Origin of the sequence: Paenibacillus hemerocallicola (assembly GCF_006265175.1) — a bacterium.
Lineage (GTDB): Bacteria > Bacillota > Bacilli > Paenibacillales > NBRC-103111 > Paenibacillus_AB > Paenibacillus_AB hemerocallicola.
On the sequence record NZ_VDCQ01000020.1, the window covers coordinates 40,928 to 64,049 of the forward strand.

Sequence of the window (23,122 nt, forward strand, 5' to 3'; positions counted from 1 at the left end):
CAACCACAATTATTCTGGGCATCAACCTAACTAGGGATGGCAAGAAAGAAAGTGCTGCTGGTCGAAGTCGTTGCGTTAGGAGATCAGAAGGATGTTGTCGGTAACCGGACAAACTGCCGAATCCATATACACGTTGCTTGGCATAATGATGATGGAAAATGAGAGAGAAGCCCTCGAAAACCCTACCTCAAAATTCTTTTTCTCCAGACTACCCGATTTTGCCCGAAAAATGAAACGGCTTGTAGAGGGAGCGTTGTCCCTCGGCTCTGTTCCTTGAAAATAAAATATAGGTTTATCCGGTACATTCCCCATGCAGCTTTAGAGGAAAGCCAGTATGCAAACGCGCCATGACCATGTTGTTTCTGTTCGTCTATTCAAGACGCAGAATAATATGAGAGCGATTCCGTGAAGCATAGCTAAATGGTGGTTCCATTTTCGGCGATGACCTGCATGGCGGGATAATGATACTTCCGTCCAGCCACAGCTCATCGCAATGGGGGCGGCCTGCAGCGATCCTGGAGGAGGTGCAATCTTGCGCCTATGAGGGCAGTCAACCGCTGTCCGCTGGATAAATTTTTCTATGCTTAATCCCGAATCGACCATTCAGCAATTCGAGACCTTGGAACAGACTGCAATCGAACTGGAGTTGAGCAATCGTTTCGTACAAGCAAGAAACCTTTCATGTATTGAATACTTTGCCGTAGCAACATCGTTCAAGCTTGTCCAAAAACATTGAGATTCTGTCAGGTAAACATGGAAGAACGCCAAGGTCGAATATCCAAGAGTCCAGCCTTGCGGGGTGTTCTCTTTTTATATAGATACTCTTGAAAAGCCGGTGCTCGGATTCCTCAGAGCGACCGGCTTTCTTCTATTGAAAGGAGACTTGAATACATGGCCAAAGTGATCGCTCTCGCCAACCAGAAAGGCGGTGTAGGCAAAACGACTACAGCGGTCAACCTGGGTATTGGTTTGGCGGCGGAAGGAAAAAAGGTACTGCTGCTGGACGCCGACGCGCAAGGAAATCTGACGGATTCGCTCGGTTTCCAGGAGCCTGACAATCTTCCGGTATCGCTGGCGACGATGCTGCAAAAGTGCATGGCGGAAGAAAGCTATGATCCGCAAGAAGGCATTTTACAGCATCACGAAGGGATTGACCTGATGCCGGGAAATATCGAGTTGTCGGCCGTTGAAGTGGCGCTCGTCAATACGATGAGCAGAGAAACCATCCTGCGCACGTACATCGACTCTGTAACGGATAACTACGATTACATTTTGATCGACTGTATGCCGAGCATGGGCATGATGACGATTAATGCTTTGGCAGCGGCAGATAGCGTCATTATTCCCGTCCAGGCCCATTATTTGCCCGCAAAGGGGATGACGCAGTTATTGCAGACGGTTGCCCGCGTTCGCCGCCAGATCAACAAAAAGCTCGTGGTGGATGGCGTATTGCTCACGATGGTAGACAGTCGCACCAATTTTGCGAAAGATATTTCGTTCGTCCTGCGTCGGGACTATGGGGACAAGCTGCGGGTGTTTCAAACGGAAATCCCCCTTTCCATTCGCGCGGCGGAAACGAGCGCTCGCGGCAAGAGCATTTATGCGCATGACCCAAACGGGCAAGTCGCCAAGGCTTATGTGGCATTAACGAAGGAGGTGCAGGACATTGACGGCGAAAGAAGACCGGCGCGCCAGCATAAAACTGACCACAGTCGATGATTTGTTTACAACAGAAGAAGCCCGGAATGCCCAGCAGAAGGAACAAATCAAGGAAATCCCGTTGTCGGACATTAGCGACTTTCTCGATCATCCCTTCAAGGTAAAGACGGACGATGTAATGCTGGAAATGGCGGAAAGCGTGAAGCAATACGGGGTGCTGGTGCCTGTTCTGGTACGGCCCAAAACGGACGGCGGCTTTGAAATGGTTGCCGGGCATCGTCGGAAAAAGGCGAGCGAGTTGGCCGGTATGGAGTCGATCCCCTGCATTATACGCGAACTGGACGACGATCAGGCGACCATTATTATGGTGGACAGTAATTTACAGCGGGAGTATGTTTCACCTAGCGAAAAAGCATTTGCATACAAAATGAAACTGGAAGCCATGAAAAGGCAGGGGCAACGTACCGATATAACTTCCGCCCAACTTGGGCGGAAGTTGGGCGGAAAAGAATCAAGAGAGTTACTGGCTGAACAAGTCGGAGAAAGTAAAAATCAAATATCCCGCTATATCCGCTTAACCGAACTCGTTCCACAGATTCTCGAAATGGTAGACGACAAGCAAATTGCTTTTAGTCCTGCCGTTGAAATCTCTTACTTGGCCGAGAAAGAACAGCAAGCCCTGCTGGAAACGATGCAAGCCGAGGATTGTACGCCTTCGCTGGCGCAGGCACAACGCATGAAGAAGCTGAGTCAGGATGGTAAGTTGAACGGAGACGTTATCCTTGGCATTATGACGGAGGAAAAACCCAATCAGAAGGAAAAACTGACGATTCGCAAGGAACGAATTGACAAGTTTTTTCCGCAAGATTTCAGTGAGCAGCAAAAGGAAGACCTGCTCGTGCAACTATTGGAAAACTGGTATCGCCGGAAACAGCGAGAACGGGAACACGACCGTTAATACAGCCCTTTGTCTCTCAGACAGAGGGATTTTTTATGCCCATTTTACAGAAGGGAGCTTTAAAGATGGACTTTACCGAAGGAAAACGGCGGAAATATGAGCGGCTGATGAAGGAAAAGCCCGGCTTTACAAACAGCGAACCGTCTGAGGAGGAAGAACGGCCGCCTCGCAAGCAGGCACAAAGCGTTGGTACGGTGCCAAAGAAGCCTGAACGTAAACGAAGTCGGGGGGACTGACGATGGAGCAGGAGAAACGAATGGCCGGCGACTACGAGGTTTATCAGGCGTTGCCCGTTGGCCGGGTCGAGGTTATTTTGGGCATCGACGCGACGAATCCCGAGAAGCCCTATTTGGTCTGCTACTGCGACCAGAACAATTTGTTTGGCATCGACCAGTATTATGGCGCAGAAGGATATGCGGACTATCTGCAGGCGATGCAGGAATTTACCAAGCTGATGCAGTGGGAGATCGAGAAGCTCCAGACCGAGCGTTCGGCCCTTACGGAGCCAATGGCTCCGGTTCTATCTGCTCATTGCCTGCCCATCAAGGGCGAGGATGAACTGAGCGGCAGGTTGGTTGTGATTCGCCCGGAAAGGCTGAGACCGGAGTTTCGCACGGCGGATCATCAAGTGGTCTGGGTGACGGGCGGCTTCGGCGCATCAGGAAATTCACGCGGCCGTGCAGTTTTCGCGATGAGGCTCTATTCCGGCGATGAATGCCGCTATAACCGCGAAGACCTGTTGGGCTTCCTGAAACCGGAGCATACACCGACGTGGGCAGCCGAGAAGCTGGCGCTGCTTCAAGCAGAGAAGCAACAGAAGCCGCGGTCGCGAGACGAAGCCCGCTAAGGAAAGTCCCATCCCTTCCAATGAAGAAAGGAGTCGTTCTCGATGTCGTGGACTTCTCGCAACCGCAAGGCGTTGGTCATTGGGGCCATTGCGGTTAGTATGGTGCTGCTGATAGCGGCGGCGGTTTACATGCTGGTGCAGCATGTCGAGCAGAAGCAACAGCAGCAACATCTGCAAGAATACTATGAACAGCAACTTGAAACGTTGAAGCAGGAACAGGAAAGGAAGAGTCGGGAGGCGTGGGTAGCAAGCCGGACTGTTGCGGCTGGCGCTGTGCTGACAGCCGATGATCTCAAGGCGGTTCCGATGCCCGCCGAGCTTCTTCCGTCCGGTATTCTGACCAATCGGAAGGAGATTATCGGCAAGCATGCCAAGGTGGCGCTGGAGCCGGGAACGCCGCTGCTCGCTTCCTTTCTGTACGAGGGACAGCCGGTTCCAAAGGATGTGCGGCTCAAGGAATTTCAGGTGATTCAGCTTCCCTCCAATCTCAAGGCCGAGCAGTTCATCGACGTGCGAATTGGCTTCCCCACGGGTGAAGACTTTGTGCTGCTGTCCAAAAAGAAGGTGCGGCAGTTGTCGGGCAATGTGGTCTGGCTGGAAATCAACGAAAAGGACATTCTGCAAGCCTCCAGCGCCATTATTGATGCGTATCTGCAAGGCGCGCGGCTTTACGCGCTGCCTTACGTCGAGCCGGGCTTGCAGGAGGCGGCTGTCGTCAACTACCCTGCCAATCCGAAGGTTCTGGATTTAATGAAGATCGACCCCAATCTGCTCGAGACGGCCGAAACGGAATTGGCTCGCAATCTGCGCCAAACCTTGGACACCAATTTGAAGGCGGTCAGCGAATCGGACAAGCTGAGGGCGTCCAGCGGCAATGTCACGGTCCAGCAGCAACTGCAAAACGAGCGGGCGACCACCCGGCAAGGCAATGCCATGTTTGAGACGCAGACGCCATTAGGGGGCGGGAACTCGGAGACGACGGCACCCAACGACACCACGTCGGGGGTGGGACAGCCACCGGCTTCCGAGGAGGCACCGCAGCAACCGTCGGTTCCTTCGGTTCCGACAGGTTCCGTTACGCCCCCTCCGGCTTCAACGGGAAAGGAAGCAACCCCGGAAACAAATGCCCCATCGGGAGAAGACCGTTGGGAGGATATCTTAAATCAGTAAGGGAGACGGCTATGAAAAAAATCGTATTTCTCGGCTCGGCGGACAAAAGCCATGTGCTGCTGGCGCTCGGTCGTTTATGGACCAGCCTGGGCAAGAAGGTGCTGCTCGTGGATTCCACGATGGGCCAAGCCGTCCAGGGATATCTGCCGCCTGCGTTCACCGGCAGCGCCGTGCAGGAGTTTGAGGACATGGATGTGGCCTATGGCTATGTGACATCCATGCAACTGGAGCGTGCCCTGGAACAGGCGGGAACCGCAGGCGCTTATGATGTGCTGCTGCTCGACACCGACCATACGCAAATGGTAACGGGCCGCGATTTACCCGGCTATGACAAACGGATATGGTGCTGGGACGGCAAGCGGCTGTCGCTGCAAAAAAATGAGGAGCTGCTGCTGCGCTTGTGCTTGCACGAAGCGGAAGCGCCGCTCTCTTTTTATGAATGGCTGTCTCCGGCCTTGCCGGGCAGACTGCCCGCGTGGCAGGCGGAAACGCGGCTGCGCCATGTGGAGTGGCTGGAGCCTTCTTTTCACTTCCCGCTGGATGAACGTGATGCCACGGTTGATGTGCATAACCAGCATCAACACCGCCTTGACCTTCGCGGCGTGAGCGGAGCGTTTCGGCAGGGGCTGCTCTCGATGCTGCAACAGCTTGCCGAATGCGACGCCAAGGCCGCGCGGCGCGCTTGGGCGATGGCCCAAAAGCGATGGCGAGTCTGGTAGAAAGGAGAACGCACATGGGAATGATCGTCGTGTTTTGGAGTCCGTTCCCCGGCCAGGCCGGAACGACAACCAATCTGCTGGCAACGGCTGCGTGTTTGGGGCTGGAATACTCGGCCCGGCTGCTGCACCTCGGCCTTCTTCGCGAGGAGGATGAGGTGGTGCAGCGGGCCTTTTACCAGCCGGAAAAAAATCCGTCCCGGTTGCCGGATAGCGGCATCGACGCGCTGCTGCGGCTGTTGCAAAACCGGAAGCTGGAAGCGAGGATGCTGCGGGATTATGCGCAGCCGCTGCTGCGGGAACGGCTGGACGTGCTGCATGGCTCGGCAAAGTCGAACGAAGGCTTTGCCATGCTGGCGGAGCGATGGCTGGAGCCGCTTTTGGATACGGCCAAGCGCGCTTACGATCTGGTGCTGTTGGACGGCGGCAGCGGGCGGGCTTCGGGCTGGCGAGAGACGCTGCGGAATCGGGCGGATCTCGTCGTCGTTTGCCTGCCGCAAAATCGCTTGCTGCTGGAACGCTTTTTTCAATCGCCGGAAAGCGAGCGGTTAAACGGACTGAAAGCGATGCTGGTGTTTGGACAGTTCGATCCGGCATCGGCTCTTACTGTAAACAATCTCCAGCGCCGTTTCCGCTGGCAGCAGCCGGCCTTTCCGGTCGTGCATAATACCGGCTGGCTGGATGCGGTGCAGCAAGGAGAGGGGCTCCAGTATTGGTTCCGCAATCGCAGCCTGTCGCGCCAGCACGAAAACCATCGCTTTATTCGGCAGGTGCGCGCTCTGGCGCATGCGCTGATGGAGGGGACTGGCGCTAATCGGCCCCTGTTCGGCGGCAAGGAGGACACGCCATGATGACGCTGCTGAATACCCTGCTTGTGCTTGCGCTTCTGCTGCTGGCGGCATTTTTCTTGTATATGCGCATGAGCCGCCGCCTGCCGGAGCGAACAGATGGTGAGACCGTGTACACGCTGGAAGCGATGACGGCGTTCGTCAAAGACACCTTGCACGAAATGACAACGAGCCATCTCAGCGATTTCGGTTTGTCCGAGGAAGAATACCGCCGCCGCAAGAACAAGCGGGCAGAGCTAAAGAAGGCACTGCGCGGCTGCACCTCCGGCGATTTGCGGGACAAGGAATACGTGAAGCAAGTAATCGCCGATTTGCTGATGCAGCAATACGAATTGGACAATAAACACCTGAACCTGTTGCTGCCGTTCCATCAGCCGGATGCCCTCACTGCCCAAGATCAGTTTGACATCCTGCTGGATCGCTACAGGCAGCAATTCGGGCTACGGGCGCTGGAGCAGATGCTTCAGGCGTATGAGCTGGATCGGCAACGTTTCGATGACGACGGGCAGCTTGAGGCTTACCGGATCACGGAGGAAGACATTCAGAGCATCTATGCTCAAAGCGCTCCCCAGTTGACAGTGGAGGATAAGCTGCGCATTGTCGTGCAGCGGATTTACCAGCACTACAAGGGATTTAGCGTCATCGACGAGCTGCGCGATATGCGAATCGACGGCGTATCCGGCGGGGTGTCCGGTTTGCCGCCGCTGATGTGGGAGGGCGAATGGGCGTTCGAGGAGGATGTGCAATGGCAGGCATTGCCCCGTTCGCACGATAGCGTCTGGCTGTTTTACAAGGGCAAGTCCATTCATCTGAGTTTCCTTTCGTTCGGCTCGGAGCAGGAGCTGCGCCGCGTCTGTCAGATCATCTACAAGCATAATTTTCCCGGCCAGTTGTCCGAGGCCAACGGCTATAAGGTCAATGAAATGGGCGACGGCTCGCGCGTCGTCGTCTTGCGCCCCCGGTTTGCGGAATCGTGGGCTTTTTTTGTGCGCAAATTCGATGTGCAGAGTGCCACGCTGGAGCAGTTGATTCAAGACGAAAATGCGGAGCTGCCGATCGGACTCATCCGCTATTTGGTCGCGGGTGCGCGGATTACGGCGATCACCGGTTCGCAGGGCAGCGGCAAGACGACCCTGCTGATGGCGATGGTGCGCCATATTCCGGCCGTGCTACCGATCCGGGTTCAGGAAATGAGCTTTGAGCTGCAACTGCGCAAGATTTACCCGAACCGCAACATCGTCAGCCTGCGCGAAACGGAAACGATTACTGGCCAGCAAGGACTGGACATTCAGAAGAAAACGGACGGCTCGGTGAACATTTTGGGCGAGGTGGCGACCGACCCGGTTGCGGCCTGGATGGTGCAGATGGCGCAGGTCGCATCCCTGTTTACGCTGTTCACCCACCACGCCAAAACGTTCCGCGATCTCGTGCTGTCTCTGCGCAATTCCCTGCTCAAGACCGGCGTGTTCAGCAGCGAGCGCGTGGCGGAGCAGCAGGTCGTCAGCGTCGTCAATTTCGACATTCATCTGCGCCGCGACTTGGACGGGCGAAGATACATTGAACGGATTACGGAATGTATGCCGGTGCCGCAGGAAGCGGACTATCCGACTGACTTCACCGGCAAGATGACCAAGGATGTGCGGCTGGCCGCCTTTATGGAAACGGTGCTGGAATTTTTCCGACGCTCGACGGATCGTCCGCTGTACACTGCCCGGAACTTGATCGAATACCGGGAAGGACGGTATGTTGCTGTTCATCCGTTGTCCGAGCAAAGCCGCCGGGACATGGCAACCTATTTGAACGGCCCGGATCAGGCGGTCTTCGATGCCTTTCTGGACAGCCATTGGGAGGAGGAGTCATGATGCGGGAATGGCTCTCTCCACTCCTCGGCATATCGACAGTTCTGTTCCTGATGGCGGTGGCGGCGTTCCTATGGCTGTCCCGACGTGATTCGGATATTGCCGCCATTCGGCGCTACGAATCGCTGCGCAAGCCTGGACAGGCGTCGCGCAGACAAGCGATGTACAGTTTCCTGCAACAGTTGTACAGCGTGTGCGAGCAGGTGCCGATACTGCGTGCCTATTTGCATCATCTGCGCAAGCGGCTCCTGATCGTTCGGTTGGGCGACGAGTGGAAGCTGCGACTGGAAACGATCAAGTCTGCTTTGCGGGTGTGGAGCATCCTTCTCTTGCTCGTTATCCCGCTTGCCGTCATGGTGCGCGATCCGTTCACCTGGGGCATGCTGCTGCTTGGGCTTTGGGTAGGCCACGGCGTGCTCGCGGATATGGGCGTGCAACGGCTGGAACTGCGGCTGCTCCGGCAGCTTCGCACGTTCTTCGGTGATGTGCGTCATCACTACCATCGCCATGGCATGGTCGAGGAAGCGATCTATGAGGCGGCGGACGGCGCGCCCTATGAAATGGCGCTGCACGGACAAGAGCTGTACGACATGCTGACGGACAGCAATGCGGAGGACAAGCTGGCGCAATACGTGGAGCTGGCCCCCAATCGTTATTTGCAGGGGCTGGCCGGATTGTCTTATCTCATTAAAGAGCATGGCGACCGGCAAACGGAAAGCGGCTCAGTGTATCTCAAGGGGCTGGAAAAGTTGTCTGGCGAGCTGAGTCTGGAGCTGCTGCGGCGGGAGAGGCTCAGTTATTTGCTGCAAGGGCTGACGGTGATTGCGCTGGTGCCGCTGCTCTTTACCCGCCCGATTGAAGCATGGGCAAGCCGCTTTTTTCCGCCGATGGACGCCTTTTACGCCGGAGCACTCGGCTGGCTGGCGAAGCTGAGCCTGCTCGTAGTCGTCTGGCTGTCCTATGTGCTACTCCGCGCGTTGTCGGAACTGGATGGAGCCGCTCGGCATTCGAGCCGCCGTCGCTGGGAAAAACACGTGTACGGCTGGCCCTGGATACGCTGGCTCGTGCAGCGGCTGGGGCCGACTCCCGATTCGCGGGAAGAGCAGCGGGTGACCCGGCTACTCAAGGATACCGCATCCCCGCTGCGGCTGGAATGGTTTTATGTGCAGCGACTGGTCGCGGGCGCGTTGGCCTTTGCCGCCGTGCTGGGGCTGTTCGTATCCCTGCATGCCACGGAGCGCCATCAACTGCTGTATGCGCCAGTCAAGCCGGGGATGCTGTTCGGGCAGTTGTCGGCCGAGGAAGAAGCCAAGGCGCGGGAAGCCGCAGCGCTGGATCGTCGTATCATCGACCAAGTAAAGGAGGTGAGGCCGCGCAACGAACGCATCATTCTAAACCTGCTTCGCCAGCAGGCGGTAAACGGCGAACAGGACGAAGAGCTTCGTCTGACCGCGCGACGGGTGATGGACAAGCTGGAACGATTGGAGCAGCCGCGGCTGCTGTGGTGGGAGGTGTTATTGGCTATCGCCGCAGGCTGGGGCGGGTTTGCGCTGCCCGTTGGCATCCGATGGTTTGAACGGCGCATGCGGCGGATGGAGATGAAGCACGAGGTCGATCAGTTGCAGGCGGTGATCGCCATGCTGGCCGGGATGGAACGCATGTCGGTCGAGCAGTTGCTGATCTGGATGGAGCAATTTGCCCGTGTGTTCAAGGAGCCGTTGCAAGTATGCTTGCTCCACTTTGAGCAGGGCGAGGAGCAGGCGCTGGCGCAGCTCAAGGAAGATGCGCCGTTTGTACCGTTCGTGCGGACCGTGGAGAAGCTGGAGCTGGCATCGCAGCATTTGACGATCCGTCAGGCGTTCGACGATCTCGAAGCGGAGCAGGCCTATGCGCGGGAGCAGCGCAAGCAGGAGTATGAGCAATTGATTGAACAAAAGGCAGGCTGGGGGCGCTGGATCGGCTTTACCCCCCTGATGACGCTGATTTTCGGGTATTTGGTTATCCCGCTCCTTGTCGTCAGCCTGCATCAAATGACGTCTTATTACGAACAGCTTCAACGCCTTCAGTAAGCCGTACAGGCATCCTTCCTTTTCTTAGGGGAAGGCTTTTTTGTCTATTCAAATTAAAGGAGCGAACTCAATGTCGAATGCACAAAAAGCATTGGTGATGGCGGCGGGCATTTTCCTCGCCATCGCTCTCATTACCCTGGCCGTGGTGCTGTTTGCTTCGGCCCAGGATTCCACCAAGGCGGGGCAAAGCAATTTCAGCAACATTCAAACCGAGCTGTCGCAAACGGCCTTTACCGTGTACGACAATACGACGCTGTCGGGCAGCCAGGTCGTCAATGCGCTTCGCAAATTCCGCGATGTCGATCAATTCGGCATTCAGATTTTCACCGGCAAGAATCCCGCCGGGCAATGGTACGGCAAAACGATCAATACGAGCGTGCCGCTCGACAACGTGACCTACGGCACCGTCGTCGGGGTGGCTCCGGGCCTGATCGCACAGACGGTAGACGAGGCGGACATCAACTACGTGAACCCGAGCGGCAAGTTCCGCGCGAGTTTGGTGCTGGATAGCAGCAATGTCATTCGCGGCATCGTGTTCCGGCAGCAGTAAGACTGGAGGAAGGACCGGAAGCGTCCGGGGAAACCGGACGTTTCCGTCTGAAAGGAGGAAAACCGGATGGATTACGCCCCGAGAACGATGATGGAGATGAGTGTCGCTTTTTTGGCATTTCTGATGGCGGTGGGAACGGGCCTGCTGCTGTTTCAAAACGGGGCTTCGCTGAATACGTTAGCCTACGTTTCCGGCCAAGCCCAAGATCGTAGCCTGCACCAGACCGCAAATCCCGCGGTCGGCGACGGCACAATGAGCGGCGCGGAAGTGCTCCACGTGCTTGCTCGGCTGGAGGAAGGCGATGCGGAAATGCTCGTCGACGGTATCCGGTACGCAGCGCCGCTGGAACGTGAGCAGCTTCGCATGGCAGGCATTCCTTTGCAGAAGAAATATGTGCCTGAATACGAACGCGATGCGGAGGGGCGTTTGCTGCGTCTGGTCTTGAGGCGGGTGCCATGAACACGCTGCTCAAGCTGTTTGCGGTGCTGATCGCGCTCCTGCTGCTTTACCTGTATCCCCTCTCCGCCGCCTTCGACCAGCAGGACGATATTTCCGAGCTGGTGGCGATGCGGGCGACGACCTCGTTTGTGGATGCGGTGCGTGACAAGGGAGGCATTACGCCTGCGATGTACAACGATTTTATGGCCGCGTTGGCGGCAACCGGCAACAGCTTTGCCGTCGAGATGGAGCATGGCGGCAAAACCTATGTGCCGGTCTACGAGGACCCGACCCGGTCGGAAACGTTCCGCGGCACCTACGAGATTCACTACGATTCGTTCTACAACGCGCAGATTTTGCCGGTGCTGTTCCCCAACAATACGCTGGCCAAGGATGATCCGAGCCGCCGATACCGGATGCGGGTAGGCGATTCCTTTTCGGTTATGGTGCGCAACACGAACCGGACGGCGGGGACGCTGATCTTTGACATGCTGAACAACACGATAAGCCCGAATGAAAAGATCGTCATTCCCTACGGAGGGACGGTGCGCCATGCGATGGATTGAATGGGCCATTGTCGGCGCGCTGCTGTTTCTTCCGTTTGCGACGATCAACCGCATCGAGACGGATGCGCTGCGCCGGACGCTGCTGGCCGAATTGCGGTATGACGCCGCGCTGGATGCGGCGGTGGATGATGCAGCCAGCCAGTTGATCGGCAACGCCAGCCAGCAGAAAGAGGCGCAGTACGGCTCGGACAAACGGATGGCGCTCAATAAGGAAGACGCGGTTGCGGCGTTTTACCAAACGCTTGATGCGGGCTTCGGCGTTACGGGCGATCCGGTGGCACGGGGGACGCTGCATCGCTTCATTCCCGCTCTTGTCATCATCGGGTATGACGGCTTCTACGTCTACAGCGAGCAGGAATGGACGGGAGCGGACGGAAAAACGATCATGAAGCCGGTTTGGGGAGCGAAGCAGCCGTATGCTTATGCGGATACGGCGGGCAACAGCCTGTCGTTTACGCTGGATCAGGAGGTGTTGGCCTACGACGCGGCAAGCGGAAGCTGGCACGAGGGCTTGCGGCAGGACATTCGGCAACAAACGTCGATTCCACTTTTGCAGGATGCCGAACGCTTTGAACAGGTTCGCCGCAGCACGATTGTCCGGGCCATGCAGGACGAGCTGGCGTACCGGATTAACCAATACAACGAGGTCGTCTCCCGATCCGGATTTTCATACGTGTTTACGCTGCCACTGATCCCGGACGAGGACTGGAGCAACAGCATCGACGACGTAGGCGTTCTCGCGTTTTTGCAGGGCGTTCCGATAGGCGCGAAACAGTACAACAACTATGCGCTGGGAGGGAGCCGGGTGCTCAAGCAGGAGTCCATTATCGGCGCACGCAAGGGCACGATGAAGGTGTATTTCCGCAGCTCCTGCCGCTATGACTACCCGCGCGAGGAGGTCTTTGCCAGCGAGCAAGCGGCGGCCCGCAAAGGGTATATGCCGCTGCCCTGCACATCATAGCTCGTATTCAAGAAAGGAGGCTGTCCGATGTGTATATCCGCGTATTAATCGCGATTCTGCTGTGTCTTGCCGTCAAAATGCCCGCCGCGCAAGCGGCCGGGCCTGTATATACCCAGGCTTGCGGCGGCAGCGATTTTGCCCTGGCGCTAAAATCGGATGGAACGGTTTGGTCGTGGGGCAGCAATCCGCAGCGACAATTAGGTTATGATTCCGGCGGTGGATTCGTTTCGTTTCCAACCCGCATTCAATCCTTGCATCAGATCACAGGTATTGCTTGCGGCGCGACATCGGGCTATGCGCTGCAAACCGGTGGCACCGTGTGGGTTTGGGGACGCGGCGCGGAGGGGCAGCTTGGCCTTGGCGACACGGAGCAAAGAAATGAGCCGACAATGCTTTCGCTCTCCGGCGTGACTCAGGTGGACGCCGGTATCCGGTTTGCGCTGTTTGTCCGGCAGGACGGGACGTTATGGGCAACCGGAGAGAATCAGCAGGGGCAGCTTGGCGACGGAACAACGATTGGCAAAACGTCCCCGGTGCAGGTATCGGGGTTGGCTGCGGTTCGGGCTGTCGCGGCTGGCGGCGCTCACAGCTTGGCCGTGACAACGAGCGGTCAGGTGTATGCCTGGGGGAGCAACAGCTATGGCGGCATTGGCAACGGCGGAGCCGGACCGCCGGTGACGACGCCGTATTGGCAGAGCGCCCTGGTCAACATAGTCAGCGTGTCGGCAGGAAACGATTCCTCCTTTGCCTTGGATAGCAACGGTCAAATCTGGTGCTGGGGCGTGAATACGTATGGGCAACTGGGCTTTGGCGATACCGCCAGACGCTATGAACCGACGCTGTTTACGGCGTTATCGAATGTCGCTTCGATTCATGCCGGTGGCGATTACACCCATGCGAGGCTGGCGAATGGCGAGTTGTGGGGCTGGGGCTCGAATTGGGGCGGCAAGCTGGGAGACGGGACCGGCACGGACCGCCACGCGCCGGTCCGCGTTCAGTTGGAGGATGTGCAATTTGTCGGCAGCACGAAATCCAACTTTGTGCTGGCCGGAACAACCGGCGATTTGCTCTATAGCTGGGGAAATAACTCGGGCAGCGTGCTTGGATACAACGGTGGTTCCCGATCCGTCCCCGGTTTGGTGATAGGATTGCTTGTGGACGCCAAGGGCGTCGGTTCGTTTTCGCCGGTGGTTTTGCCGCCCTCCTTGAACAGCTCGGCCACCTTGCCGATAACGGTTGCGGATTTGCGCGGTTATAATGTGGGCTGGACGCTGAGCTTGTCCGCCACGCCGTTTTACAGGTCGGGACTTGATCCGACGACCGGAGACGGCATTCTGACCGTCAGCTTTCCAGCCTCTAGCCTGACCGTAAGCGGGCAAGCGCCGATTACGGTGACGAGCGGCATGGAGATCGACGCCGTTCACGGCCCCAGGCACCTGCCGGGACATACACTGGGGGCGACCGCAGTCCCAATCATGCAGGCGGATGCCGGTTACGGCACGGGAATCTATACTACGGCCCTATCACTAGCTCTGGCGGTGCCGGAGACCGTACAGGTTGTGCAGTCTGCGGGTTCCTCTTTTTATAAGCAGGGCGACATGATCGGCATGCTGGCCGGAACGTATACATGTACGTTCACCCTGACGATGACCAGCGGACTCTAAACCGAAGGAGCGAATGACGCATGATGTGGATTCGACTGTTGCTGCTGGCAACGGTTTTTTGCGTTGCAACGGGATTTTCGGCCCCAGCGGAGGGACAGCAATTAATCGTAAGCGGCGACCCGGCGCGCATCCAGCCGCAGCTCGGCGCTTACATGGAAGAGATCGTCCCCGGAGACGAACGCGAGTATACGGTGGAGGTCACCAATCCAACGGATAAGGACATCACAGCCCTGCTCTACACGGCCGATGCCGTCCCTGCGCTGGGCGGAGGCAAGGATTTTACGCTGCCGGATGACCCGGAGCTTGGCTCGTCGGCCTGGTATAAGACACCAGATCGTCCGATCACGCTCCGGGCAGGCGAGACGCAAAGCTATACCGTTAACATGCGTATCCCGGAGCATGTCGAGCCGGGGCAATACGTTTCGGTGATCGGCGTTTACGACGATCAGGGGCCGACGCTCGCAGCGTCGGACAACGAACAAACGCAGTTTGTGACCCGCATGGTTCGCAAGACCGGCTTGCAGGTTGTGCTGAGCTATAAGCTGGACGAGGCAAAGCCGCCGCAGGCGATTCCGAATTCGGTCACATATGGGCTGGAGAATGGGCGCGGCTTTTTATCCATCCTGCTGATGAACGAGGGAGGCAGCCTGTCCAAGCCGGAAATGACGGTGCAGGTCAAACGCCAGGGCGAGGATAAGTCGGTGCTGGAGCTGGAAGCTCGCTTCGATTCCATTTATGCGGGGACGGTGGCGCAGCACCGGGCCGAGCTTAGTCGGCCGCTGGCTGCGGGCGCTTATCTGGCGGAGGTCATCACGACGGTCAACGGAAGGACGGAGCAAAAAGAACTGCCCTTTGGGGTGGCGGATGAGGCACAGCGTACCCATTGGGGCACGGCATCCTCCGGCGAGATCATTGAAGTGGCGGAGGACGGCTCTCCGTTGCCTTCGCCGTGGCTTGGCTCGTCGCGCATCTATGTGTATGCCGGACTGCTGCTCCTGCTGGGAATCGTAACGTGGCGGCGCAGGCGAGCAGACAGAGGGCGTTCCAAGGAATCGCGTTAAAATCCCATGCTGCGGCCGGACGCGGCATGTTCATATAGATCACTCATTTATTTGGTAAAGGAGAACTGATCCATGTTCAAATTGATGCGTAAGCTGCTTCCCCTTGCCTTGGCAACGGCGCTTTTGCTTCCTGCCGCCGCCCATGCCGAAACGGTGTCTATCATCGCGGGCACGAATCAATCGTCGCAAACGACCGTTTCCTTCAGCTCGGTCACGCTGGACGTAACCGCAAATCAGATTTCGACAGCCTCCAATGCGATTACCGTTCGAGACAGCCGCGGCAGCGGTGCCGGCTGGTCGGTATCCGTTTCGTCCACTGATTTTGTGAGCGGCTCCTTGCCCGACCCGACGACCACGGGGACGTATACTGTCAAAATTCCGGCCAGCGCCGTTTCGATCATTGTCGGCACGCCGGTCGTGGCCCTGAGCGGTCAAGCGGTTGATCCGACCCACGGGCCGCTGGCCTTTAACGGTACGCTGTCCTCCACGCCGCTCAAGCTGCTTCAGGCCGCTCCGGGCTACGGCATGGGCGAGTATACCGCTGGCGTCTCCTATTCGCTGGCAGTGCCGAAATCCGTTACGGTCGCTTCGGTAAGCAGCGGCTCCAGCAGCTATCATGTGAACGATACGGTCGGCACAGTAGCGACAACCTATACGGCAACACTGACCTTCACCCTCGGCTCGGGCGTATAAGGCGCACGGAACGGCTCCTGTTCCTTCAATAGAATGGGAGCCGTTTTCCGGTTGCAATCTGGACAAGCTACAACGTGATCCCCTATCATGTAGGGACAAGAAAGTTTTACCAAATAGAAGATTCATACGCGAGGAGTGAAGCGGTTGAAAAAACGAATCCTGTTTGTTTTAATGATGGCCGTGCTGGTGAACGGTTTTGCGCTGACGGCGAGCGCGGCATCCAAACCGCCCACGTTTGTCGGTGCCATGATGGATGGGATGAAGCTTTGGTTCCCGGATGCGCAGGCGTTCGTGGATGACAACCAGCGGACATTGGTGCCGGTCCGATTTGTAGCGGAGGCGCTTGGCGCAAAGGTCGGCTGGGAGGCGGAGAGCCAATCGGTTCCGATTCAAAAGGACGATCAACGTATTCGGTTGACCATTGGCAGTAAGGTTGCAACGGTGAATGGCGAAGACGTAGCTTTCGATACCCAGGCGGTGATGCAAGGCGGTCGAACCTTTGTCCCGCTGCGGTTTGTCAGCGAGATTCTCGGCGTGGCGGTGGAGTGGGACGGCAAAACGAATACGGTGCTGCTTTCCACAAAACCATTGGATGGCAAGACCGATCCGTGGGGCCGATTGATTCGCACCACCGATCTGCCGAGCAACGCAGCGGATTACCCCTACATTCTGGCGGATATTTCGAATGAGATGTACGAGCTGGCGTATCCTTATCATCATGAGGAAAGAAGCAAGGTGTCAGCGACCGTTGCGAGCCAAACCGAATATAGCAAACAAAACAAGGATATTTGGATAGAACGTGTCAAGACATTCGGGAGCCTTTGGCTAAATGTGGATTATCGGACAATTGACGATTCATGGGCGCAAGCGCTGTTCGCAACCAAGATGCAAAATTCGGATGGAGAATTGCGGCGCATTCGAGAATATGTCAGTTGGGTAAAGGAAAACCATATCCACATAGAAGGGTATCTCGACCCGGAACCGAGCATGATCTTTTATGATGGATTTGGCTCCGATAACATTCGCGCTCATTTCCGGCTTCGCTTTGTTTCCTATGATAAATCGGAGCGTCTGTTGTATGATCAATGGTTCCCGAACGATCTCAGTTTTGAGAAAGGAAAATGGTATGAAGGGTATACCGATATTCAGATGAGCACCAATGTCGGCGGAGACTGGGGAAGCACATTAAAAGTCTCTCCAACGGCCAGTCTCTTCTCCAACTATATGTTTGTGAAGGCGGCTGAAAAAGATGAATAAGAAGCGAAGGGTTACACGTTGGATATGCACGCTTATGGCGTGCATTTTTTTATTTTCATTTTTTGAGACTGATCCATCCTACGCGGCGCCAGATATTACGATACGAGACGGAATTGTGCAACTGAAGATCACCAGCACGGCGGCAAGCACCTCTATTCGCTACAAGACAGTTGGTTGGGTTGTGAGCAGAGAACAGTTGTGTTCGCAAACTGCATCAGAGAAACAATGCGCCGATCCGAGGAGCAGGCCGCATGCCATTTTTTCGGACGATGAAATTGTTCAGACCGGGCAAAGCCCCAATCCACCCATCCCTGGTCAACCTCTAACCGGCTTTTATGAAGTGCCGGAAACAGCCGTCACTCAGCGGCTTTGGACGGCAGGCATGGATGGTATTCAGGACAATGACGATCTGTACTTTTACGCAATCATGGTCTCCATCAATGGAGACGGTTCGGTCCGCAAAGGTCCCTTTTATACGTTGTCGGGCATCAAACAGGCCGAGGGCTGGCTGCATCCAGACGATCTCGATGATTATTTCGGCCTCCATATTCCATACCGCAGCGCTGAATTTCCGGTGGATGCCGTGGCCAAAATCGTCGATGGCCGGGTCATTCAAAACCCGGACGTGACGTTTTTGAAGGGCAAGTACAAAATCGGGGAAACGATTGACCATGAGTTTCCAGCGACCTTGACCGACGGGGGGAAGACGTATCGAATTGTGCGCTCCTACATGACCCCGAAGCAGGATACGACGCAGAAGAAGTGGATGCAGGAAAATCCCGAGACCAACGATAAAGTTCGGATTCGCAGCTTCACGGTGGCGCTTGGTGGTTCGGACGTCATTGCCGAATATGAGGAAGCCGCCAGTCCTGTGAAGGCCATCTACCAAAAGGAAGATGGAACGGTACTACAGGAGGTGGACAAGGGAGAATTTGCGGCCGGAGAGGAAGCCAATCACACCTTTGAGGCGACGATCACTAAGGGCGGGCAAACGTATGAGATCATTCGCTCCTATATTACCAGCAACAGCAATCCGTCGGAGAAACTGTTTATTCAGGAGAAAAGCGACAGCAAGCTGCGGGAACGCTCCATTCTCGTCGGCCAGAGCGGCTCCAACTTTGTCGGCATCTACAAGGTGCCTTCGCCCGTGACGGTGACCTCCCGCATCGACGCGCCGACAGAGGCATCGTCCTCGGAAACGGCGGTCACCGGGGAGTTTGTCTTTGAAGCCAAGTCGCCGAACCCGCTCAAGTCGTACCAAATCACGCGCATCGAAAATGCGCAACTGGTCAGTGCCAGTCAACAAACCGGCGCGTTGAACGGCAAGTCGGCCAGCCAATCGCTGCCGATCCTTATCCCGCTCGGAAGTAGCGATAGCGTCACGGTGAAGATCACAGTCGTCGTGACGGATGCGGCAGGCCAAACGGGAGATTCCACCTCCGATCACACGGTGACCATCAATGGCGGCGAGGATACCTCGCAGACCGGCTCGGAGCAGAATGTCGAAGCCATGGATGCCTCCGCAACAGCGGTCATCAAGGCGGATGCGCGCGGCGCGGAGCGCTTTGATGTGACCAAGGGCATCCCAACATCCGAAAGTCTGTACGTCAATGCGAGCGCCAAATCTTACCTATACCGCAACAAGTTTACGGAGATCAAAGGAACGAAGCAGTATCCGATCACCGTCAGCCGCACGTATTCGTTGTCCTGGACCGAGCGTGTCCCCGGCCCGCCGGACAGCGAAGGCCATCCTACGACCGTTTCGGTGTCACGTTCGGATACGCAAACGGTCACGCAAAGCTATACGGTGGAACGCAAGTTCAGCTATTGGCAGATCGACCGGCTGGAGGTTTACGGCCTGCAGCAAGCAGAGGTAGCCAATTATGCCTTGCCGGGTAGCAAGGTGACGCTGCAACCGAACGGGTACACACCGCCAAACGTGTCGGCCGACCATGACGCTTCGCCGTCCGCACATGTAACCGATCCGGTTTATCGCAATGTCATTCTGCCAGGAAAGTCGCTGAACGGCGGCTCCAGCCGTCCCTCCGTGCCCTCCGAGAATTGGAAGGCGGAAGCGGAGCAGGCAATCGGGAAAATCAAAGTGCGTAGCGACTCGCTTGTCTTTAACGGGCAAACCATTATGGACAATCGCGCGGTAGAAGAAACCGCTCCAACTCCGGGGACGATTCCGGCTGCGCCAATGATCGGGCAAAACGTGCTGTATGGCAGCGGCTTTATTATTGATTCGAACAAGAGCAACAAATCGTCTCAGCCGAGCAGCGGAACGCTCGCTTACTCCCTGATTAAAGGCATTGGCGGCGGAAGCAAGCAAACTTTTCCGATTTCCGGCATCAACCCTGTAACGGTGCATACGCCGGTCGTCAATTTCGCCGCGGTGTCTAACGATCAATCCCACAACCAGAAAACGGTGCCGACTGCCGGACGCTCGGCCCTCATCCTGAACCGACCCTTTACCGTCACGATTCCGACCAGCGGCCAGCATCGCGACATTACGGGCTATGGCAACCGGGACTACGCCAAGTACATTCGGGACAAGCAGGTGCGCTTCCCCTTCGATGTGTACAAGGCCGACGGCACTATGCTGATCCCGAAGGAAACCTGGACCTCGATTCCGGTCAGTCAGCTACAAACGACGTTTTATTTGCCCGTATGGGTAGACGAAGGGAATTATGAGGTGCTGTTCCGTTCCTTTGCCGAAAACAGTCCGGTCTCGTTTACGTCGCAGTCGAATGCCAATCTGGAAGTAAACCATCATGTGGCGACTCAAGTGGTGCCGGTCGAGGTGATCGGGCGGTTGTTCGATTTCCGCATTACCGACATTGCGGACTACCAGTGGGAGACGGTCTTCCGCACGGCCAAGGGGAGCGCCACGCCAACCGGCAACAGCTATTGGGTCGGGCCGAACGGAGTCGACGGCGTTGCGCGGGGCAATGCCGCTCCCTATGTGCTACCGATTCGGCCGGGGAGCCACCCGGAGAGCGGCAAGAAAAACGTGGCGATCAAAACGGGCTATCATTTCAAGTTCGAGGTGAAGACGCTCGGCAACATGTTCGGTACGGGCGACGGTATCCTGATCACGCCGACCTTCTACTTCGTGGACAAGAAGGGGCAGAACCGACAACCGGTGGACCTATACTATCACTCGGGTAACAAACGGTTTATCCGCATCGGCTCTGCGGAGGACACGGAGCAACGGCAGGTGACGCTGGATACCCGGTTGCGAAACGTGCCGCGGCAAGAACTGACGAATACCGCCAATTCCCTCTGGAGGCTGAATGGCGCGACGGGCAATCAGGCTACGTATGTGCAGCAATTTTTGAAGGATGCGGCACAAAAGAAGATTTATATTGGCGGCTACGATGGCATGCTGCTGCCGCAGCAGCTACGGACCTTCATCGGCAGCATGCAGGTGCCAAGTGGCGTCGATGCAGTGCGGGCCAATGCGGCCGCACAGCTTTGGCGCGGCGAATACAGCCTGCCTGCCGCGCCGTATGCGGTGCCTGCGGGCTTTAATGTGGCCGAGTACGGACGCACGCACAAGCTGGATGACCAATCTCCAATCTTTCTGCGCGACGGTTACCTTGTCGTCAATTTCAATATCGAAACCATCCGCAACCGGAACACCAGTCAACCGCATTTGCAGTACAAGGATGCGCCGCTGGATAACCAATGGCAGTTGGAGGGATTTAGCCGTAGCTTTGTCGATCCATATGGAGCCAAGTTCACCTTGCTGGACGGCGATGTGGCATTCTATCATGCGGACTTGTCCAGCTACGACGATTTTGGAACAGGCGGCACCCATTAACTTCATCAGTCGGGAGGAATGGACATGTTTGAAAAGCTGCAAAGCGCCGCTACCGAGGAAGCGGCTTTTTTTTATTCCGCGTCTGCCGATGACGAAGTCGGGCGCAGCTGCATTGGCCACCTGCGCGGGGATTTCGGGCGCTCGGGCGAGGAATTTTGGGTGACCTGGTTTCCCCGGCGCTCTCCCTTTGAAACGACGGCCTTTAAGGAAGAATTGGGCAAGGTGTTTCAAGCCATCGGCGATCAGGACGTGCTGAAAAGCCGTCAGCAAATGCTTCGCTTTTGCAGCAAGCACCCGGAGGCGCGCATCAAAGGCGCATGGAGAACGGACGTATACGGTTTCCGCATGGAGACGCCCGAGCACCGTTACTTCCTGCGTTGCTTTCCCTTTGCCGGGGATTACAACATCTACTTGTATTGCTACGCGCGCCCGGAGCGCGTGGCCGAGCAGCAGCGGCAAGTCCCCTCCACTCCCGCCGCGCAGAAGAACAAGACGGAGCCGCACCGATAGGAGGACGCCATGAACGATCTAACGCGTTACCGGCTGCTGGCGGAAGCCTCGCTTCCCCCGGCGGCCAAGCTGCTGTACAGCTATTTGCTCGATTTGGCGGGCGGACGAAACGGCACGGTGTGGCTGTCCTCCCGCCGTCTGGCGGCAGAGGTCGGACTCTCCACCTCTGCCATTCGCCGAAATCTGCATCGTCTGGAGCAAAGCGGGCTGATTCATCGCACCTCCCGGTATTCTGAGGAAGGCATTCGGCTGACCAACAAAATTACGCTTCTGTGAAGGGGGTGCCCATGTGACAGCCAAGCTGCAGCGCATTGTTGAGCTGTCGGCCCGCACGGCGCATGCGGTGGTGAGCGATACCGAACGATGGGCCGATTTCCTGCGGACCGCCGCATGGAACTACAAATATCCGTTTCAGGATCAATTGCTGATCTACGCGCAGCGCCCTGACGCCACCGCCTGCGCCCCGATTGAGGTTTGGAATCACAAGCTGAACCGATGGGTCAAGCGCGGCGCGAAGGGCATCGCGCTGATTGAGGATCGAGGCAGCAGTCTGGGACTGCGCCATGTGTTTGACGTATCGGATACGCAAAGCCGCCAGTCGCGCGCAGTGCCGCTCTGGCGCATGGACGAGGCGGATACGGAGGCCGTACTTGAAACGCTGGAGAACGCCTTCGGCCACGAACGGGAGCCGGGCATGGAATTGCCTGCCTCCCTGCTGGCCGCGGCGCGGAACGCGGTGGAGGATCACAGCGCCGATTATGTGCGTCTGCTGCTCGCCGAGCGCGACAACAGCCTGCTCGAAGAGTTGGATGTCTTGCATGTCGAGTTGCTGTTCCGGGAAACTGCGCAACAGGCTGTCGCCTATATGGTAATGGCCCGCTGCGGCCAGGAGCCGTCCCACTATATCAGTAGCGACGACTTGTCCGGTATCGGGTATTTCAATACCTTGCCCTCCCTTTCGCATTTGGGCGCGGCGATCAGCGACGTGGCGGAAATGATGCTGCGGGAAATCGAAACCACGGTGCGGGCCTTGCGCCGTGAAAAGGAACGTCCGCTTTCCCGCACCGTTGCAAAGCCGAAATCGATCCCGCACAATGAGGATAAACCACGCGAGAGGATGAACGAACATGGAACTGACGTACACGCAGAGCGGGGATTACCTGCTGCCGGATCTGGCGCAGCCCGAAGCGATGAGCATCGGGAAATACGGCCTGCTGCGCAAGACGTTTCTGAAAACCGAGCGCAAGGGCACCTTCGCTCACCTTATGCTTTCGGAGCAGTTGAACCCGCATCTGGCGGAGATCGACCGGACGGCGAGGGATCAGATCGAGCGGACGCTGACAAGGCTGCTGGAGCAGCACCCGGCCCCGGACAAAGCGAACGACCCGATGGGCTGGACGGGCCACATGAACAATCTGAAGCAACAGGCGGAGGAACTGATTCTGACCGAGCTGGTGTATCGTTAAGCTG

The 23,122-nt window shown here is 56.9% G+C and carries 23 protein-coding genes; 22 read left to right on the top strand and 1 reads right to left on the bottom strand.

Translation table 11 applies throughout. The features are described 5' to 3' along the window. The first annotated feature begins 91 nt into the window (after positions 1-91). The 21 genes from FE784_RS15805 (at position 92) to FE784_RS15900 (ending at position 21,928) form a co-directional block, all read left to right on the top strand. On the top strand, positions 92-277 hold the full coding sequence (locus FE784_RS15805; RefSeq protein WP_139603185.1) for a hypothetical protein: 186 nt from the start codon (positions 92-94) through the stop codon (positions 275-277). 614 nt (positions 278-891) lie between these two features. Next, the gene (locus tag FE784_RS15810; protein ID WP_139603186.1) at positions 892-1,719 is read left to right on the top strand and encodes a ParA family protein; all 828 of its coding nucleotides are present in this window, start codon (positions 892-894) and stop codon (positions 1,717-1,719) included. Continuing rightward, entirely contained in the window at positions 1,667-2,617 is a 951-nt protein-coding gene (locus tag FE784_RS15815) for a ParB/RepB/Spo0J family partition protein (RefSeq protein WP_139603187.1), read from the top strand. Before FE784_RS15810 ends, FE784_RS15815 begins: the two co-directional genes overlap by 53 nt. Before the next feature lie 65 nt (positions 2,618-2,682). Then, on the top strand, positions 2,683-2,853 hold the full coding sequence (locus tag FE784_RS40900) for a hypothetical protein (protein ID WP_176706263.1): 171 nt from the start codon (positions 2,683-2,685) through the stop codon (positions 2,851-2,853). A 2-nt stretch (positions 2,854-2,855) separates the two neighbouring features. Then, positions 2,856-3,464, top strand: a complete 609-nt coding sequence (locus FE784_RS15820; protein WP_139603188.1) for a hypothetical protein — start codon at positions 2,856-2,858, stop codon at positions 3,462-3,464. Between the two features lie 42 nt (positions 3,465-3,506). Beyond that, positions 3,507-4,634, top strand: a complete 1,128-nt coding sequence (locus FE784_RS15825; protein ID WP_139603189.1) for an SAF domain-containing protein — start codon at positions 3,507-3,509, stop codon at positions 4,632-4,634. Between the two features lie 11 nt (positions 4,635-4,645). Beyond that, positions 4,646-5,353 (top strand): hypothetical protein, encoded by a 708-nt coding sequence (locus FE784_RS15830; RefSeq protein ID WP_139603190.1) that lies wholly within the window; start codon positions 4,646-4,648, stop codon positions 5,351-5,353. Between the two features lie 14 nt (positions 5,354-5,367). Further along, positions 5,368-6,201, top strand: a complete 834-nt coding sequence (locus FE784_RS15835) for a hypothetical protein (protein ID WP_139603191.1) — start codon at positions 5,368-5,370, stop codon at positions 6,199-6,201. Continuing rightward, on the top strand, positions 6,198-8,060 hold the full coding sequence (locus FE784_RS15840) for an ATPase, T2SS/T4P/T4SS family (RefSeq protein ID WP_139603192.1): 1,863 nt from the start codon (positions 6,198-6,200) through the stop codon (positions 8,058-8,060). The genes FE784_RS15835 and FE784_RS15840 overlap by 4 nt, the downstream gene beginning before the upstream one ends. Further along, positions 8,057-10,126, top strand: a complete 2,070-nt coding sequence (locus tag FE784_RS15845; RefSeq protein ID WP_139603193.1) for a hypothetical protein — start codon at positions 8,057-8,059, stop codon at positions 10,124-10,126. The genes FE784_RS15840 and FE784_RS15845 overlap by 4 nt, the downstream gene beginning before the upstream one ends. 70 nt (positions 10,127-10,196) lie before the next feature. Beyond that, positions 10,197-10,676 (top strand): ABC transporter permease, encoded by a 480-nt coding sequence (locus FE784_RS15850; RefSeq protein WP_139603194.1) that lies wholly within the window; start codon positions 10,197-10,199, stop codon positions 10,674-10,676. Between the two features lie 66 nt (positions 10,677-10,742). After that, positions 10,743-11,135: a hypothetical protein gene (locus FE784_RS15855; RefSeq protein WP_139603195.1), complete on the top strand. Its 393-nt coding sequence runs from the start codon at positions 10,743-10,745 to the stop codon at positions 11,133-11,135. After that, positions 11,132-11,680 carry a hypothetical protein gene (locus FE784_RS15860; RefSeq protein WP_139603196.1) on the top strand — a complete coding sequence of 183 codons (549 nt, stop codon included), beginning with the start codon at positions 11,132-11,134 and terminating at the stop codon, positions 11,678-11,680. The genes FE784_RS15855 and FE784_RS15860 overlap by 4 nt, the downstream gene beginning before the upstream one ends. Beyond that, positions 11,667-12,641, top strand: coding sequence for a hypothetical protein (locus FE784_RS15865; RefSeq protein WP_139603197.1), 975 nt, complete (start codon positions 11,667-11,669; stop codon positions 12,639-12,641). The genes FE784_RS15860 and FE784_RS15865 overlap by 14 nt, the downstream gene beginning before the upstream one ends. A 29-nt stretch (positions 12,642-12,670) precedes the next feature. Further along, on the top strand, positions 12,671-14,305 hold the full coding sequence (locus FE784_RS15870; protein WP_139603199.1) for an RCC1 domain-containing protein: 1,635 nt from the start codon (positions 12,671-12,673) through the stop codon (positions 14,303-14,305). A 20-nt stretch (positions 14,306-14,325) separates the two neighbouring features. After that, a complete protein-coding gene (locus FE784_RS15875; RefSeq protein WP_139603200.1) occupies positions 14,326-15,366 on the top strand; it encodes a hypothetical protein in 1,041 nt (346 codons plus the stop codon). 72 nt (positions 15,367-15,438) lie between these two features. Next, on the top strand, positions 15,439-16,059 hold the full coding sequence (locus tag FE784_RS15880; RefSeq protein ID WP_139603202.1) for a WxL domain-containing protein: 621 nt from the start codon (positions 15,439-15,441) through the stop codon (positions 16,057-16,059). Positions 16,060-16,203: 144 nt separating this feature from the next. After that, a complete protein-coding gene (locus tag FE784_RS15885) occupies positions 16,204-17,316 on the top strand; it encodes a copper amine oxidase N-terminal domain-containing protein (RefSeq protein WP_246132043.1) in 1,113 nt (370 codons plus the stop codon). Between the two features lie 382 nt (positions 17,317-17,698). Beyond that, positions 17,699-21,142 carry a DUF5704 domain-containing protein gene (locus FE784_RS15890; protein ID WP_139603204.1) on the top strand — a complete coding sequence of 1,148 codons (3,444 nt, stop codon included), beginning with the start codon at positions 17,699-17,701 and terminating at the stop codon, positions 21,140-21,142. Positions 21,143-21,166: 24 nt separating this feature from the next. Then, positions 21,167-21,652, top strand: coding sequence for a hypothetical protein (locus FE784_RS15895; protein ID WP_139603205.1), 486 nt, complete (start codon positions 21,167-21,169; stop codon positions 21,650-21,652). 9 nt (positions 21,653-21,661) lie between these two features. Continuing rightward, positions 21,662-21,928: a helix-turn-helix domain-containing protein gene (locus tag FE784_RS15900; protein WP_139603206.1), complete on the top strand. Its 267-nt coding sequence runs from the start codon at positions 21,662-21,664 to the stop codon at positions 21,926-21,928. Here FE784_RS15900 and FE784_RS41940 read toward each other — a convergent pair. Beyond that, positions 21,915-22,781: a hypothetical protein gene (locus tag FE784_RS41940; RefSeq protein ID WP_246132044.1), complete on the bottom strand. Its 867-nt coding sequence runs from the start codon at positions 22,779-22,781 to the stop codon at positions 21,915-21,917. The two genes, FE784_RS15900 and FE784_RS41940, sit on opposite strands and share 14 nt — an antisense overlap. On the opposite strand from FE784_RS41940, the gene FE784_RS41945 reads away from it, so the two are divergent. Then, complete coding sequence (locus tag FE784_RS41945) at positions 22,780-23,118, top strand: TnpV protein (RefSeq protein ID WP_246132045.1); 339 nt, start codon at positions 22,780-22,782, stop codon at positions 23,116-23,118. The two genes, FE784_RS41940 and FE784_RS41945, sit on opposite strands and share 2 nt — an antisense overlap. The last annotated feature ends 4 nt before the right edge of the window (positions 23,119-23,122 follow it).

What these genes read in the sequence shown, in the direction of transcription:
- FE784_RS15855 (WP_139603195.1), top strand. Translation starts at nt 10,743, where the DNA reads ATGGATTACGCCCCGAGAACGATGATGGAGATGAGTGTCGCTTTTTTG.
- FE784_RS15845 (WP_139603193.1), top strand. Translation starts at nt 8,057, where the DNA reads ATGATGCGGGAATGGCTCTCTCCACTCCTCGGCATATCGACAGTTCTG.
- FE784_RS15820 (WP_139603188.1), top strand. Translation starts at nt 2,856, where the DNA reads ATGGAGCAGGAGAAACGAATGGCCGGCGACTACGAGGTTTATCAGGCG.
- FE784_RS15860 (WP_139603196.1), top strand. Translation starts at nt 11,132, where the DNA reads ATGAACACGCTGCTCAAGCTGTTTGCGGTGCTGATCGCGCTCCTGCTG.
- FE784_RS15810 (WP_139603186.1), top strand. Translation starts at nt 892, where the DNA reads ATGGCCAAAGTGATCGCTCTCGCCAACCAGAAAGGCGGTGTAGGCAAA.
- FE784_RS15900 (WP_139603206.1), top strand. Translation starts at nt 21,662, where the DNA reads ATGAACGATCTAACGCGTTACCGGCTGCTGGCGGAAGCCTCGCTTCCC.
- FE784_RS15830 (WP_139603190.1), top strand. Translation starts at nt 4,646, where the DNA reads ATGAAAAAAATCGTATTTCTCGGCTCGGCGGACAAAAGCCATGTGCTG.
- FE784_RS15875 (WP_139603200.1), top strand. Translation starts at nt 14,326, where the DNA reads ATGATGTGGATTCGACTGTTGCTGCTGGCAACGGTTTTTTGCGTTGCA.
- FE784_RS15895 (WP_139603205.1), top strand. Translation starts at nt 21,167, where the DNA reads ATGTTTGAAAAGCTGCAAAGCGCCGCTACCGAGGAAGCGGCTTTTTTT.
- FE784_RS15865 (WP_139603197.1), top strand. Translation starts at nt 11,667, where the DNA reads ATGCGATGGATTGAATGGGCCATTGTCGGCGCGCTGCTGTTTCTTCCG.
- FE784_RS15850 (WP_139603194.1), top strand. Translation starts at nt 10,197, where the DNA reads ATGTCGAATGCACAAAAAGCATTGGTGATGGCGGCGGGCATTTTCCTC.
- FE784_RS41940 (WP_246132044.1), bottom strand. Translation starts at nt 22,781, where the DNA reads ATGTTCGTTCATCCTCTCGCGTGGTTTATCCTCATTGTGCGGGATCGA.
- FE784_RS15805 (WP_139603185.1), top strand. Translation starts at nt 92, where the DNA reads ATGTTGTCGGTAACCGGACAAACTGCCGAATCCATATACACGTTGCTT.
- FE784_RS15835 (WP_139603191.1), top strand. Translation starts at nt 5,368, where the DNA reads ATGGGAATGATCGTCGTGTTTTGGAGTCCGTTCCCCGGCCAGGCCGGA.
- FE784_RS15825 (WP_139603189.1), top strand. Translation starts at nt 3,507, where the DNA reads ATGTCGTGGACTTCTCGCAACCGCAAGGCGTTGGTCATTGGGGCCATT.
- FE784_RS41945 (WP_246132045.1), top strand. Translation starts at nt 22,780, where the DNA reads ATGGAACTGACGTACACGCAGAGCGGGGATTACCTGCTGCCGGATCTG.
- FE784_RS15840 (WP_139603192.1), top strand. Translation starts at nt 6,198, where the DNA reads ATGATGACGCTGCTGAATACCCTGCTTGTGCTTGCGCTTCTGCTGCTG.
- FE784_RS15880 (WP_139603202.1), top strand. Translation starts at nt 15,439, where the DNA reads ATGTTCAAATTGATGCGTAAGCTGCTTCCCCTTGCCTTGGCAACGGCG.
- FE784_RS40900 (WP_176706263.1), top strand. Translation starts at nt 2,683, where the DNA reads ATGGACTTTACCGAAGGAAAACGGCGGAAATATGAGCGGCTGATGAAG.
- FE784_RS15890 (WP_139603204.1), top strand. Translation starts at nt 17,699, where the DNA reads ATGGATGGTATTCAGGACAATGACGATCTGTACTTTTACGCAATCATG.